Annotated in this window: 12 protein-coding genes; 4 read left to right on the top strand and 8 right to left on the bottom strand. The window is 56.8% G+C overall.

The window, feature by feature from the left end; genetic code table 11:
• The first annotated feature begins 381 nt into the window (after nt 1–381).
• Nucleotides 382–1532 (top strand): IS3 family transposase gene (locus ACQRAX_RS14420; RefSeq protein ID WP_274071371.1). Its coding sequence is split into 2 segments (ribosomal slippage): nt 382–625 and nt 625–1532, totalling 1152 coding nucleotides; the frame shifts between segments, so codons are not numbered across the junction.
• A 462-nt stretch (nt 1533–1994) separates the two neighbouring features.
• Here ACQRAX_RS14420 and ACQRAX_RS14415 read toward each other — a convergent pair.
• Nucleotides 1995–2222, bottom strand: a complete 228-nt coding sequence (locus ACQRAX_RS14415; protein ID WP_412040342.1) for a hypothetical protein — start codon at nt 2220–2222, stop codon at nt 1995–1997.
• Between the two features lie 297 nt (nt 2223–2519).
• Between ACQRAX_RS14415 and ACQRAX_RS14410 the strand changes: the two genes are divergently transcribed.
• Entirely contained in the window at nt 2520–2705 is a 186-nt protein-coding gene (locus ACQRAX_RS14410) for a hypothetical protein (protein ID WP_412040341.1), read from the top strand.
• A gap of 1121 nt (nt 2706–3826) precedes the next feature.
• Here ACQRAX_RS14410 and ACQRAX_RS14405 read toward each other — a convergent pair.
• The 3 genes from ACQRAX_RS14405 to ACQRAX_RS14395 form a co-directional block, all read right to left on the bottom strand.
• Nucleotides 3827–4276: a VOC family protein gene (locus ACQRAX_RS14405; RefSeq protein WP_412040340.1), complete on the bottom strand. Its 450-nt coding sequence runs from the start codon at nt 4274–4276 to the stop codon at nt 3827–3829.
• A 226-nt stretch (nt 4277–4502) separates the two neighbouring features.
• Entirely contained in the window at nt 4503–5168 is a 666-nt protein-coding gene (locus ACQRAX_RS14400; RefSeq protein WP_412040339.1) for a carbonic anhydrase, read from the bottom strand.
• Between the two features lie 409 nt (nt 5169–5577).
• On the bottom strand, nt 5578–6882 hold the full coding sequence (locus ACQRAX_RS14395) for an MFS transporter (RefSeq protein WP_412040338.1): 1305 nt from the start codon (nt 6880–6882) through the stop codon (nt 5578–5580).
• A gap of 233 nt (nt 6883–7115) precedes the next feature.
• Between ACQRAX_RS14395 and ACQRAX_RS14390 the strand changes: the two genes are divergently transcribed.
• Nucleotides 7116–9893 (top strand): AMP-binding protein, encoded by a 2778-nt coding sequence (locus ACQRAX_RS14390; protein ID WP_412040337.1) that lies wholly within the window; start codon nt 7116–7118, stop codon nt 9891–9893.
• 75 nt (nt 9894–9968) lie between these two features.
• Here ACQRAX_RS14390 and ACQRAX_RS14385 read toward each other — a convergent pair whose 3' ends face one another.
• The 4 genes from ACQRAX_RS14385 to ACQRAX_RS14370 all read right to left on the bottom strand — a co-directional run bounded on the left by ACQRAX_RS14385 (nt 9969) and on the right by ACQRAX_RS14370 (nt 13143).
• Nucleotides 9969–10118 (bottom strand): hypothetical protein, encoded by a 150-nt coding sequence (locus ACQRAX_RS14385; RefSeq protein WP_412040336.1) that lies wholly within the window; start codon nt 10116–10118, stop codon nt 9969–9971.
• Nucleotides 10119–10245: 127 nt separating this feature from the next.
• Nucleotides 10246–10563 carry a YciI family protein gene (locus tag ACQRAX_RS14380; protein ID WP_412040335.1) on the bottom strand — a complete coding sequence of 106 codons (318 nt, stop codon included), beginning with the start codon at nt 10561–10563 and terminating at the stop codon, nt 10246–10248.
• An 824-nt stretch (nt 10564–11387) separates the two neighbouring features.
• Nucleotides 11388–12365, bottom strand: a complete 978-nt coding sequence (locus tag ACQRAX_RS14375; RefSeq protein WP_412040334.1) for a c-type cytochrome — start codon at nt 12363–12365, stop codon at nt 11388–11390.
• Between the two features lie 88 nt (nt 12366–12453).
• Nucleotides 12454–13143: a c-type cytochrome gene (locus ACQRAX_RS14370; protein ID WP_412040333.1), complete on the bottom strand. Its 690-nt coding sequence runs from the start codon at nt 13141–13143 to the stop codon at nt 12454–12456.
• A 305-nt stretch (nt 13144–13448) separates the two neighbouring features.
• Here ACQRAX_RS14370 and ACQRAX_RS14365 point away from each other — a divergent pair, with 305 nt between their 5' ends.
• Nucleotides 13449–14369 (top strand): malate dehydrogenase, encoded by a 921-nt coding sequence (locus ACQRAX_RS14365; RefSeq protein WP_412040332.1) that lies wholly within the window; start codon nt 13449–13451, stop codon nt 14367–14369.
• Nucleotides 14370–14392 lie beyond the last annotated feature (23 nt).

The following is a 14392-nucleotide window of genomic DNA, read 5'->3' as shown; positions in this document are numbered from 1 at the left end:
TGAGATAGAGTGAAATCACGCGCAAAGACGTGGATGACTGTGAAACGCAAAGTATTTGGTTTTTTTGTCATCCTAGCGGTGCAGGCCGCCAATCTCGACATAAGTTCGAAAGTAAAAAGCCCGCACTGGGCGGGCAGCTTTTCCGCACGGGTCGCTGGTCCTTCAGCTGATCTAAACTCTAGCAGATCGATGTCGTTTTTCCAGAAATGAACACCTCAGCGCTGGGAGTGAGGGAGTCTTCCAGACGCAATTTAAATCGAAGGCAAAGAAAGCCCGCACAGGGAGCGCGGGCCTAAGGTACCACAAGGAGTAGAAGTATGAATCGCCCCTGGTTTCGTAGACACCTCCAAGCCTCATAATGAGGCCCAAATAGGAGGTGCCATGAGTCGTCAGCGTTACCCCGAAGAGTTCAAGATCGAAGCGGTCAAGCAAGTGACCGAGAAAGGCAAACCCGTCGCCGATGTCGCCCAGCGCCTGGGCATGTCCGTGCACAGCCTTTACGCTTGGATCAAGCTCTACAGCAAGCCCCAAGAGCAGCGTCAGCAAGACGACGATCAGCAGGCTGAGCTGCGTAAGCTGCGCGCTGAACTCAAGCGCGTGACGGAAGAGCGAGACATCTTAAAGAAGGCCGCCGCGTACTTTGCCAAGGAGTGCGGCTGAAGTACGCCTTCATCAAGAAGCACTCGACGGATTATCCAGTGCGGCGCCTTTGCCAAACCCTCAAGGTGCATCCCAGCGGCTACTACGCTTGGCTGGCCGAGCCTCAATCTGCCCGAGGCAAAGAAGATCAACGCCTGCTTGGCTTGATCAAGCATGCCTGGTTAGAAAGCGGAGGCGTATACGGCTACCGCAAAATTCACGATGACCTGCGAGAGCTAGGAGAGACATGTGGGCGGAATCGAGTCGGTCGTTTGATGCAAGCAGAGGGACTGCGTTCGCAAACTGGCTATCGGCGGCGGCCAGGGTTTTACGGTGGAAAACCAACAGTGGCCTCGCCCAACCACCTCGCGCGGCAGTTCAAGGTCAGTGAGCCGAATAAGGTCTGGGTGACCGATATCACCTACATCCGTACCTATGAAGGTTGGCTGTACCTGGCGGTTGTGCTGGATCTGTTCTCTCGCCAAGTCATCGGTTGGTCAATGAAGCCCAGGATGTGCAGCGACCTAGCCATCGACGCCATGCTGATGGCCGTGTGGCGACGCAAGCCACAGCAGCAAGTGATGATCCACTCAGACCAAGGTAGCCAGTTCAGTAGCTCGGATTGGCAAAGTTTCTTGAAGGCCAACAACGTGATTAGCAGCATGAGTCGCCGAGGAAACTGCCACGACAACGCCGTGGCCGAGAGCTTTTTCCAGCTTTTGAAGCGGGAGCGAATCCGGCGCAAGATCTACGCAACGCGTGACGAAGCCCGAAGTGATATTTTCGATTACATCGAGATGTTCTATAACCCTAAACGCCGACACAGCAGTGCTATGCAGCTGTCGCCAGTAGAGTATGAGAAACGCTATTTTCTGAGCTTGGAGAGTGTCTAGGAAATCAGGGGCGATTCAGTACTATGCCATCAAGAGTGTGAAAGAGGTGTGAAAGAATGCCGCCGCCCAAAAAAATTAGCCAACTGAGACTGGCTTGCACATACATACCACCATGAAAAGGCGGGTCAAGTTTTATTGATTATTGCAATTGCCAAGGCCAGTTCTCCATTGGGTATTAGAGGCGGACTGTAGTTGATGCAATAGTACCTATATCGCGGCTCTGGCTTGCTGGACTGCGCTCATAGGTGTTTGATCTGCTGCGCCCCAAGATGGTCTGAATCTGATCTTGGTGGCTTCAATCAAACCACGCAGTGGAGCTAAATACGTATATCGTCGAACTTGGAGTGAAGCAGATTGCACCCTGGTCGAGCGTTTCGCTGATCTCGGGTTATACGAGCAACGTCCTGAGTCTTAACTTGTGCCATGGCTCGAGATTGTGTGGCTAGCAGTAAATTGTCTAGCTCACAATTTAGCGGAGATTTCGTAGGTGCAATAAGATTCCTTGTTCTTCAATTCGCAGACTACTTCTGCATCATATTTTTTAAGGTAGCTCGGTTTCAGACGTTTTTTCTCCTTGTTGTCATAAATATCGAAGCCACCTGAAACGGTTTCTGCATAGAAGCGGTTGCCAATGCGAAATGACTCTTTCTCAATCGGAACAGCCGGAACAACAACGAACCTTGAAAGCATTTTGTGAGCCTCCCCAAGCGGGACTAAATCTCAGTATTAGTCGAGAAAAGCGTATAGGGTACGCAAATTTTCCTTTGGAGCGACAAATGGTTAATTGCCATTTCGATAGCGTCATGCGTGTACGTGGGTAATGCATCATTTGCTCAAGAACGCCTCGGCATTCACACACAACCCTGCCAGAATGAATTTCGTTACCGAGAGCCGGCATAGGCAGTTAGACACACGCGCGATTGGCGCCAATTTGTCACCACCTGCTGTGCGAGCTGGAAAACTGGCAAACGCAAGGCAAGGCAAGATATGAAAACACTGGAGCTGCAGGTGAAGAGGTTTGTAGCTGTTCACGCCGGAGTGATTCGAGCTGTTCAGTTAGCTGGCGGAATGAGCGCACTTGAGCGATTCTGGAACGAATACAAAGAAGTGGGTAACGCAGTACAAGCACTCGACGCTGCTCCGAAGAGAGCTGATGTTCTGGACATTACATAGCCTTTGTGCACGCATTAATGCAACATGGAAACGGCCCTCAGAGTAGGCAATAAAGCGCTGTCGCGTCTTCGGATAGCCTATCTAGATAGGTGATAATGTCGCGAAGATACCATTGGTAGGGGCCATCGCCAGTTTGTGATCAACGAGGAACTATAGCTCATCAAGTTTTCAAGAGTGCATAACTCTGCAAAGGATCGAAAATCACTCCTTGATTCATTTTTTCACACTCGGCGGCTGCTTCCTTCTGTGTCGGGTAGCTCGGTTTAAGCCTTTGTTTTTCCTGGTTATCGTAGATGTCGTAAGCATTCTGAATAGCATCGGAACAAAGCCGCTCGTTCCTGTGAAGCGCGTTCGGGGTATCTGGGAGAGCGGGAACGATAACGTATCTTAGTAACATTTACTGATACCTCCCTGGCCGGAGCTTTAACTATTAGCTATCAATTTTGATGGCTTCAAGAAAGCTTAAAAGGAAGGCGACCGATGGCACGAGCACCTATTTTTTGACGTCATAATCCGCCCCTGGAGTATTGGGGCGAGAGATAGTTACAGCCAAGTAAAATAGCCCGTCTGAATAATGCCTTTCGCTAGAAGTCATTTTGATGGGCTAAATAACGCTCCACGCTTGGTCAAAAGTATGTTCTGAGCTGACTTCAGAAGATACCCGGAAGGGTCTCGCACTCCGCTGTAGGTGAAGGTTCCGGAAACCATATTCAGTTCCTTTAGGCCCCTCAACCCCTCAAGAACAAGGTGTTGGTCTCCTGCAAGCGATGCGGAGTCGCATGGATTGTCGACCGAAAGCTGAGCGATAATTGATCGTAGTAGCAATGCATTTTCTTCAACGTTCATGACTTGCCAACCCGCTGCGGCCGTAGTGCCCTTACTTGCGCTTAGCCTGAGCCTGCTGCTTTGTTGAAGAAGTTTAGCCATTCTCTGCGCAATGAGATGGCCGAAAAACAAAAATCCCGTTATGGCAGACGGGATTTTTGCTGACGGGGGCTGGTCCTTCAGCTACTCACAGTGTAGACACGAATGAAGAGGCCACCAACCAGGTCGAGAAAATCAGCTTGAAAATTGGCAACCATTCGTTGGCCTGCCCACGTCCTTCCCCTGGCTCGACGGTATTACTTGAACGTGACCGGTTCGCCGTTGACGGCCCAGTTCACGCCGAAGCGGTCAGTCAGCATGCCAAAGGTCTTGGCCCAGAAAGCAGGGGCCAGTGGCATCGTCACCTGGCCACCTTGCGACAGAGCGTGGAAGGTACTGTGGGCCTTGTCGATCGTGTCGTACTGGCGTGCGAGCATCACGCCTTTGATCCCTTCGTATGGCAGTCCGGGTGGGGTATCGCCGGCAAACAGCATCGCGCCACCGGGCAGCACCAGGCAGCCATGCATGATGCTGTCTCCTCCGGGAGCGTAGCCACTACTACAGCCTTCGTCGGAGTTAGCGGAAGCAGGCATGTCGGCGTAGCTCATCATGGTTTCGATCTTGGCACCGAGCGCCAATTCGTAAAATGCAAAGGCCTCGCGAGTATTGCCGTTGAAGCTGAGATAGGGATTTAGGGTGGTGCTCATGGTGGGCTCCTGTTGCCAACGTGGATGAACTCGATGTGTCGACATCATCTAGACGAACGGTTTCGACGCTTTTCGACAGCCGCAACAAAAAAATTCCCCAACCCCAACCTACGCTTAACGAAGCGTTCATCAGGCACGTCGATGGACCTTCAGGGGTCGTGTCTACCACTATTGTGCAGATTGCATCACGATCCTTCACAGTTTGCCCAAGGTGTCGTCCTGAGATCTAAGGTGCCGAAGGCAAACGGCTCTGGAATGTGCCGTCGATTGGTTCAAAGACACCACTTTTCGGATCACGAACCAACAGGCGACCGGAAGCTACGCCAAAGAATGCTCCATGCAATTCTAACTCCCCTTGCTCCACGTGACTTTTCACCCAAGGGAATGTCATCAGGTTCTTTAGGCTGAGTTCGACGGATGCGAATTCGAGCTTGCGTAAATATTCGTCGCGATCATGCCGCTCTTTATCCCCGAGGCTTTCAGCCGCCGGAGCAATCTGCGACATCCAGCGTCCGATGAAGTCGCCTGGCGATAATGGCTCCTGCTCGTCGGCGAAAGCCCGGATGCCGCCACAATGCGCATGACCAAGTACGACAATATGCTTTACGCCCAAGGCTTGCACGCCAAACTCCAGCGCAGCACTTGTACCGTGCTGCGTGTCGCCATGCGGCTCGTAAGGTGGAACAATGTTGGCAACGTTACGAGCAACTAGCAATTCGCCGGGCGCAGCGTCGAATATGACTTCCGGCGACACCCTCGAGTCTACACATCCAATCACCATAATCTCTGGATGTTGGCCTTTCTCGGCCAAGAGCTTATATCGCTCATGCTCGTTGATGAAACGCTTTTCCTGGAAAGCACGGAAGCCGTCGATCAATTTCTTTGGAAACATCAAGTTGCTCCTTTCTCGCCACGATCAGAAGGTTACGCAAGGCCTCATGGAGCCTCGTATTCTAGCGATCCTCACGGGTGTGCCGCAGGCAAATGGTGGAGTCCGTTATCCCATTGCGCATCTCGTAGAACCCGACCAGCATCTGTCACGGCTAGCATACGAAAATGGCCGTGCTCGAATTCAGCGCGATTTTCGGCTCAGATTAGCCGCCATAGACGCATATCTTGCATTTAATCCTTGGAAAACTGCGAAATTGCACTCAACTTTCCCAATCTTTGCATTCGACCTGACCACGGATTGCATCCGATTTGACCAACACGCTTCGTAATTATGACCGGCAAAGAACGACCCGAAGCCGACGGTCAGGGGCGGGTTGATTCTTTGTACGCAATGGGTCCCCATCACACACTCAATCTTCGAGACTCTCGGTACGGCTGACAGCTATCTGCCGCCCGCGCTCCAGGTCGACGCTAGCCAGGATCAGCAGGCCGACGACGAAATAGCTGCCAGTAATCAGCATCGCCAGACGGTGATCGCCTGCGGACAGCCAACTGGTCAGGCCGTAAGTCATGGGGCCGAGGATTGCCGAGAGTTTGACCGCCAGCCCCCAGAGGCCGAAGAACTCCGCAAGCCGTGTCGGCGGCGCAAGCAGACCAACTATCGCACGTCCGGCCGATTGGCTGGCGCCCATGCACAAACCGGCGAGGTTGGCTGCCAGCCAGAACAGCTCGGGGCCGCGCGCGACCCAGACCAGACCGACCATGCCGAGCCAGCCCAGCAGGGTCAGCGCCAGTGTGGCGCGATGGCCGAGGCGGTCCTGCAACCAACCGAACAGCACTGCACCGATGGAGGCCGTGATATTCACCACTAAGATCAGCAGCAGCGTGTCTTGGGTACTGAAGCCCATGACCTTATTGGCATAGATGGCAGCCAGGGTGATCACTGCCGAGATACCGGCCTGGTAGCAGACAGTGCAAGCAAGGAAGCGCAGTAGGTCGCGATAGCGTTCGGCTTCGCGCAGCGTCTGCGCGAAGCGCGTTAGCACCGCTTGCGCGATAGCCGTGTCGCCGCACACGGGCTGCGGCTGGCTGCGTTCGCGCAGGAGCAGGAAGGTCGGCAGGCTGGCGACGGCGAACAAGGACGCGGTGATCAGCATGCACACCGGCACGAACTGCGCTGCAGTTTGGCCCTGCGTCTGGGCCCAACTGACGAAGGCCAGGCAGGCGCCCAGGCTGACCAGGCCGCCGATGTAGCCGAATCCCCAGCCCCAGCCGGACACCTTGCCTATGGCATCCGCACGGGCGAGTTCGGGCAGGAAGGCGGCGATCAGGTTTTCGCCGCTGCCGAAGCAGAAATTGGATAGCACGATGAAAAGGATCGCGACACCGAGTTCCCCCGGTCCTGCCAGCGCGAGCCCGGACGTAAAGACGACGCAACCGATCGTACTGAACAGCAGAAGGCGTTTCTTACAGGCGAAGGCGTCGGCATAGGCGCCAACCAGCGGCGCGGTCAGGATGATCAGGGCATAAGAGAGGGCAATGGCGCTGGTCCAGGCCAGGGTACCCCAGGCTTCGCCCTGGGCTACCACCGCGACGAAGTAGGCGTTGAACACAGCCGTGATTACCACCGTCGTGTAGCCGGAATTGGCGAAGTCGAACATCGCCCAGGCCCAGATTTCTCGGCGTGTCACTCCGGGGGCAAGGCTGGCTGGCATGGCGATCTCTCTACTGGCCTGTGGCGGAAAGCCCCCTCGCTACAGGTGCAATGTTGTCTCAAAGTCCTTAGCTGACTGGTATTGAGCCTAGCCCTGGCCCACCGATCCTGCGAGCGTATAATGGCAACTGGCAAGGATTTACACGCAGAGTTTCCTGTCATGAGGGGCCGCCGATGTCTCGTCCGCCTCCAGAACCCTCCGCCGTTCCCCCTTACGATGGGAGCGCGGAAAAATTGCTCGAAATTGTCCAGCGCACAGTAGTCGAGTTGCACCCGCGAGCGGCAGAAGGTTTGCAAGTCACATTGCACAGCCTGCTGGACCGGGACCTGGGCGTAGACAGCCTGGCTCGAGTCGAACTCTGGTCGCGTATCGAGCACGAATTCGGTGTGCACCTACCGGAAAACCTGTTCGCCTCGGCAGAAACCCCCGCCGACGTACTGTACGTGCTGCACGGCAGACATGGCGCCGAGGTCATACGTCCGTTGCCCTCCAGCGACGCCATCGAGGCCCAGACAACAACAGCGCAGACGCCGGACGCAGCGCAAACCTTGATCGAAGTACTGAACTGGCATGTACGCCAGCAGCCGCAGCGTCTCCATGTGCGCCTGCTGGGCGAAAATGACCAGCAGGACGATATCAGCTATGGCACCTTGCACCAGGGCGCCCTGGCCGTTGCCGCCGGGCTGCAACGCTGTGGCTTGCTCGCCGGTCAGACCGTCGCCCTGATGCTGCCCACCGGCCGTGATTTTCTCCATGGCTTTTTCGGCATCCTGTTGGCCGGTGGTGTGCCGGTGCCCATCTATCCACCGCTACGCCTGTCGCAGATAGAGGATCATCTGCAGCGTCAGGCCGGCATCCTGCGAAACGCCGAAGCCAAAGTGCTGATTACCGTGACGCAAGCGAAACTGCTTGCCCGGCTGCTCCAGTCACAGGTCCCGAGCCTGACTCACATCGCCAGTGTGGCCGATCTGACAGCTGAGGGCGGCGAGTGTGTCACACCGCCACGGCAAGCGAATGACATCGCATTCCTGCAGTACACCTCGGGCAGCACGGGCCAGCCCAAGGGCGTGATGGTCAGCCACGCCAATCTGCTGGCCAACCTGCGCACCATGGGTGGGGTGCTGAAGGTGGGGCCGCAGGACGTATTCGTCAGCTGGCTGCCGATGTACCACGACATGGGCCTGATCGGCGCCTGGCTGGGCAGCCTGTATTACGGCTACAGCCTGGTGCTGATGTCGCCGCTGGCTTTCCTTGCGCGACCGGCGCGTTGGTTATGGGCAATCGACCGCTTGCACGGTACGTTGTCGGCGGCGCCCAACTTCGCCTACGAACTGTGCCTGAGCAAAACTCCCGACAAAGACCTCCAGGGTCTGGACCTGAGCCGTTGGCGCGTAGCCTTCAACGGTGCCGAGCCGGTCAGCCCGGATACCTTGCAGCGATTCACCGACCGCTTTACTCGCTACGGCTTTGCACCTACGGCGATGGCCCCCGTCTACGGGTTGGCCGAGGCCACGTTGGGTGTGGCCTTTCCGCCCTTGGGCCGAGGGCCATTGATCGACCGGGTGCAGCGCGAGGCGTTCCAGCTCCACGGCATAGCACGGCCTGCGGCAGCGGATGCCAGCGCAGTGCTGCGCTTTGTCTCCAGCGGCCGACCGCTGCCGGGCCACCAGATTCGCATCGTCGACACCAGTGGGGTCGAACTCCCCGAGCGCAACGAAGGTCACCTGCAGTTTCGCGGGCCTTCCACCACCGATGGCTACTATCGAAACCCTGAAGAGACTGGCCGGGTGCTGCGTGCTGGCTGGTTCGACTCGCTCGATTTCGCCTACATGGCCGGCGGTGAGGTCTACCTAACCGGTCGCGCCAAGGATCTGGTCATCCGTGCCGGGCGCAACATCTATCCCTACGATGTCGAAGCGGCGGTCGGCAATATGCCCGGTTTGCGCAAAGGTTGCATTGCGGTGTTCGGCAGTCCTGACCCCGCCACCGGCACCGAGCGCCTGGTGGTGTTGGCGGAGAGCTACGAAAAGGACGCTGCCGCGCGGCAACACCTGCAGCAGGAGGTCAACCGCATTGTGGTCGACCTCACCGGTGTGTCGCCCGATGATATCGTTCTGGCGCCACCGCATAGCGTACTGAAGACCTCCAGCGGCAAGATTCGCCGTGCGGCCAGTCGCGAACTGTATGAGCGCGGCGAGGTGGGGCGGCCACACCTCGCCGTGTGGCGCCAGCTTCTGCGCCTGGTGATGCAGGCCGTACGCCGACATATCGGCCGGCGCTGGCAGACCTGCCGCACGGCGCTGTATGCCGCTTATATCTGGCTGCTGTTCTGGCTGGTCACCCCCCTGACCTGGTTGGGTGTCGCGATCCTGCCGCGCCAGAGTTGGTGCCGCCGCTTTACCCGCATGGCCGCACGGCTGTTCGTGTGGTTGACGGGGGTGCCGTTCAGCGTCAAGGGACTGGAGCACCTGCCTGAGTCTGGGGTGAGCGTGTTGGCCGTAAACCATGCCAGCTACCTCGACGGCGTCATACTCTGCGCGGCCCTGCCGCCGCGATTCAGTTTCGTTGCCAAGCGCGAACTGGATGGGCAGTGGATCGCCGGCCGGTTCCTGCGCAAGCTCGGTGCCCGCTTCGTCGAACGCTTCGATCTCCAGCGTAGCGCCGCAGACACCGAGTCCCTGGCCGAGGCGCTACAGACTGGCCAGTCCCTGGTGTTCTTCCCCGAGGGAACCTTTACCCGTGAGCCAGGCCTGCGAACGTTCCATATGGGTGCCTTCGTGCTCGCCGCGCGTGCCGGCGTGCCGCTGTTGCCGGTCGCAATCTGCGGTACGCGCAGGGTGCTGCGCGATGGTCAGTGGTTCCCACGACACGGTGCACTCCACGTCAACGTCTGCTTCCCGCTATTGGCGCAAGGGCCGGACTGGATGGCGGCAATCAAGCTGCGGAATGCGACGATAGCGGTGCTGCTAGAGCATCTGGATGAGTCGGAACGCGCCCAGCGCGCAGGTTAGGTAACTACTTTGCTGTCGTCCTCTTCCCGGAGCCGTTTATAGCGAGGCACACATCAAAAACTAAGCTGGATCGGATCAATCATCGCCATTACTCTTGACCTCCTTTTTGTACTCATCTCGCTTGGCATCGATCTTGACCTTGCAACCACGCTCAGAGAGGGGCTTCTGCTCAACACGGTTTCCTGTGTTCCAAGGCTGATGGCTGTATCTAGCAATAGTGTTCATGGCTCGTCCTCCATGTTGAGGGAGGACAAGGGTAGATCATCACAACGGCTGATGGCGCTACCCGACCCTAAGCGGACGTTTGCTTGTCCTTGCTTTCAGCCATTAGGCAGCATCAGCGAAAAGAGCGTCATTTTTTCGGATGGTGGCCCCCTTCATTGAACTGCCCCATCCGCCAACGTAAGCGCCAGTGAATGATCTCGACATGAGCACGGATCCCGGCCTTGGCATATGGGTCGTTGGCTTCAAATGCTATCGCCTCTGACCGACTCTCTGTATCGATCAGTGATGCACCACCAATTATGATTTCACCTGCCTCATCCAATATCGCGCCAGATGAAAGCAACCTCTCGCCATAGGATGCTAGGTAAGCCCGATGCGCATGGCGGACTCGCTCGCGTGCATCCTCCATCGCCTCATGATCGAGTGCAATGATCAAGTAGGGCATTCCGTGCTCCTCCGTACAGTTTGTTTAGATAGTCAACAAGCTCGACATAACTAGACTCTTCCCCTCTCATCGCACCGGCCCCCCCCAAAAAAACCAAAGTGAAGCGTCGTGCGCGCGCCGAGGTTGGGGCTCGCCTTGCTACGCGGCCAGCCAGCGAGAATTTCTCCTCCGTGGCCACGCACTGATAAAACGGTTCGATGGTGTCGGTGCCCGTCACGCGTCCTACTTGATTGCCAATGCGGATCCAGTCGCCCTTGTAGGTGCTAGTAATAGTCGCTTGGTCGGCAAAGTAACTAAATACTGTCCCGGTAGCCTGTGCGTGCATCTCTAGGGTAGTTCCCTAGTAAAGGTGCTCGATGATGAACGCGGTTGTGCGTTCAGCCGAGCAGCAATCCAGACGGTTCTGGGAGCGCCGTGAGAATAGTAGCGACAGAGTACATCATGGAGTGAAGAGGCATTTTTAGGACGAAGTGTCGCTGTCTTGTTGCTTGAGCCGTAGTGAGATACCTCGCTCGCTCGTCTCAATGACCAAGACATCTCCTACCTTCCAACCTAGTTGCTCCAGTAGTTCGGATGGAAGGTCAACGATGACATCGCCGGTGCCATCACCTGGGTCTTGGCATGTAACTTTCCAACTGTCATGTATGGTCATGGCGTTGCTCTCACGTTCAATACTTAGCCTTCATCAAGTCGCTTATCCCTGCTTCAGGAAAAATATGGTGCTCGAATTGCAGTTTTGGCGCGACCGATGCTTCTACCACAGGTAGCTGGAGCTGCAATATGGGGGGAGCAAAGAGGTCGACTGTCTGGACATCTGTCTGCAATTAGGGCTGAATCCCGGCAGGAAATGCCTGACTTCCCAAGGGGGCACCCTCTACGCTCTTGCCGTAATACCCTTGGTCCGAGCCATGAAATTTCTTGGCCGTGTTGCTCAGGTCACCGTCGAAACGGGGATCCTGCGGGCGCTCACGGCTGTTCATGAAGGCCGCCACATCCCACGCCTGCTGAACAGTAAGTTGCAAACCTTTACCCAGTGGCATGTTCTCGAAGATGAAGGTAGCTGCGGTATTGACTCGGTGCATTCCTGCGCCCCAATTGTAGGACTGCGGGCCCCAGAGTGCAGGGAGCACTGGTACGCCGGCCATTTCTCGTCCTTGGCCTTGGTCGCCATGGCATACCGCGCAGTGTTGTCTGTAGACCTGTTGACCACGTGACGGCGAAGCGACCTGGGGCGGCTCGGCCAGAGTAGCGAAAGCCCGCCCCGGCATGTGCTCGCGCCCAGCCATCTTGACGCGTCCTGCCAGAGGCCCGGGCAGGCTGAAGGTTTCATCTTTGCCGCCCAGTTGCAGCTGCTGATCGTTGAGTTCGGGTACTGGTTTGTCCTGCATGCCGAACATATCCAGTAAACCGCCCATCAGGAGCCAATAAGCATAGGCGGACATGGCCACCAACTCGGGGGAGTCAATGGCGGGTGCTTTCCCATTCATCGAGTAGTTGAAGCAACCCTGAATGCGCTCAGCAAAGTTGTTCACTCGGTTATCTTTTTTACGAAATGCGGGGTAGGCCAGGTAGGCAGCCCACATTGGCGCGGCATAGGCTTTGGTACCTGCATCCAGGTGACAGTTGGTGCAGTTGAGGGTGTTGCCGACGTAGCGGCCTTTGAGTTGCTGGGTATTAACGAACAATTCATAACCCTTGCGCACTTTGTCACCAAAAGCCCCGCTGGGAATGCGGGACATACCTCGCGGAGTGAAGTAGTGCATGTCTGCCGCTTTGGGCTGGGCGGCAATCTCTTCTTGCATGTCCGGATATGCCGCAAGGGCCAGATTTGGTAGTGCACACCAAAGCAACATCGTCTTCCAGCAACGGTCGAATATCATGCTTGGTTCCTCACCGAATTGCCGCCAGGTAACCAGCCAGCGCCTGAATCTCTTTTGTGTTCAATCTTTTGGCGATAATGCCCATCATGTTATCGGGATCACCTTTCCGTTCGCCCTTCTGCCAAGCCACCAACTGCGAACTCAGGTAGTCCGCCTGTTGACCGGCCAGCCGCGGGAAGGGGCCGCCCCCCACTGCCGCTGGACCGTGGCAGCTGTAACAAGCTGGAAGGTCACGTGATGAGTCGCCTTGGTAATAGAGCTGTTCGGCGGGCGAAGTAGCCAGACGATCGCCTCGCAGTTGCAATTGCGGCTGTTTTCCTTGGCTGGCGAAATAGGTCGCGACCGGCTTGCGCAGTTGTGGATCGGTATAGGCTTGCGCCATCGGCGTCATCAACACGTTGTGGCGTTGCCCGGAAATGAAGTGGTCGATCTGAGTGTCGATATATGATTCAGATAGCCCGGCAAGCATCGGTCCCTGGGCTGTACCCTCGCCACGTTCGCCATGGCAGGCGACACAGGGTTGCGCTTCCCTTGGTATTTCTTGCGCACAAACGGCACCTGAATGCCCAGCAATCAGCGCTACCAGCGCTGCGGCCTTTCTCACGAAACCCATGAACCACCCCCAGGTCATCAGCTTGGGCAAGGATGCCATCAGCATAGGCGAGGATTGGAGTGTGGACCGCTGCGTCAGGCGTTTCACGAAGACTGCTGCTAGTAACAGTGAGGTGCTTGAGATCTCGACAACAGCAGTGCGTACAACTCAGAACAGGTAATACGCCGTCCCCTTCACGGCGGATAACGCTAGACTTGGAACAGCCTGCTAAAAGGCCACAAGGCTCGGCCAATGGGGCTTATCAGAGGCTAAAGTAGGGTTGCTATGGGAATTGCGAAAAGTAGGTAAAACAACCACAGACCACCTTCGGGTGGTCTTTTAGCATTCGCGGGTAATACTTCTCTGTACAGGCGGGCATGCTGCTGGTGGCGCGACCCGCAGGGAGGTGCGAGGTGAATAAGCTATCAATTGTGGGTGCCGGAATAGTGGGTGAGGCGGCGGCGCAGATCATTGCCCGGGAAGAGTTCTGTCGTGAGTTGATGTTGATTGATGTTCAGGGTGAGCTGGCACAGGGCAAGGCGCTGGACCTCTGGCAGGCGGCCGTTGAGTCAGGTTCTGATACCAGGGTGTACGGCGGCGCCAATGCCGAATTGCTGCAGGATTCTGACCTGGTGGTGATTACTGCGGGTGTGCCGCGTAAGCCTGGTCAGTCGCGTCAGGATGTACTGAGTATCAATCTGCCAATTCTCGATAGCATCATGCGGGATATCAATCGGCATGCTCCGGCGGCGACGGTGTTGGTGGTGTCGAACCCGGTTGACGTGCTCACCTACCGGGCTTGCAGTCTCAGTGGGCTGGGACGCAAAAGGGTGTTCGGGCAGGCGGGGGTTCTGGATACCGCGCGCATGAAATGTTTCATTGCCGAGGAGACAGGGTTTTCTGCTCGGGATATCACCGCGCTGGTGCTGGGAGGGCATGGCGATAGCATGGTGCCGCTGATGCGCTACTGTGCGGTTGGTTCGGTGCCGCTGGCGCACTTCCTGTCCGATCAACAGATAGAGCGGATTGTGCGGCGCACACGGCAGGGTGGCGGCGAGATTCTGGGTTTGAAGAAGGTCGGGAGCGCCTGCGATGCGCCGGGCGTGGCCATTGCAGAGATGGTCGATGCTATCGCCAAAGGGAGAAACCGCATTTTGCCGACGGTCGCGATTCTCGAAGGCGAGTACGGGCGAACAGGCATAGCCATGGGCGTCCCCTGCGTGCTGGGAGAGCTGGGGGTTGCTCGGGTGATCGAGTTGCCGCTGGATGCGCAGGAGCAGGGTAAGCGCTCCATAAACCCCACCAAACTCAATATGGGTGGCGCGCTCAGCTAGGCGATGCGGGTGAGCAGTTCCAC

The sequence above is a fragment of the Pseudomonas sp. UM16 genome, assembly GCF_050312595.1.
Taxonomy (GTDB): domain Bacteria; phylum Pseudomonadota; class Gammaproteobacteria; order Pseudomonadales; family Pseudomonadaceae; genus Aquipseudomonas.
The sequence above is the reverse complement of the archived record's forward strand: the minus strand, read 5'-3'. Positions and strand labels throughout refer to the sequence as shown.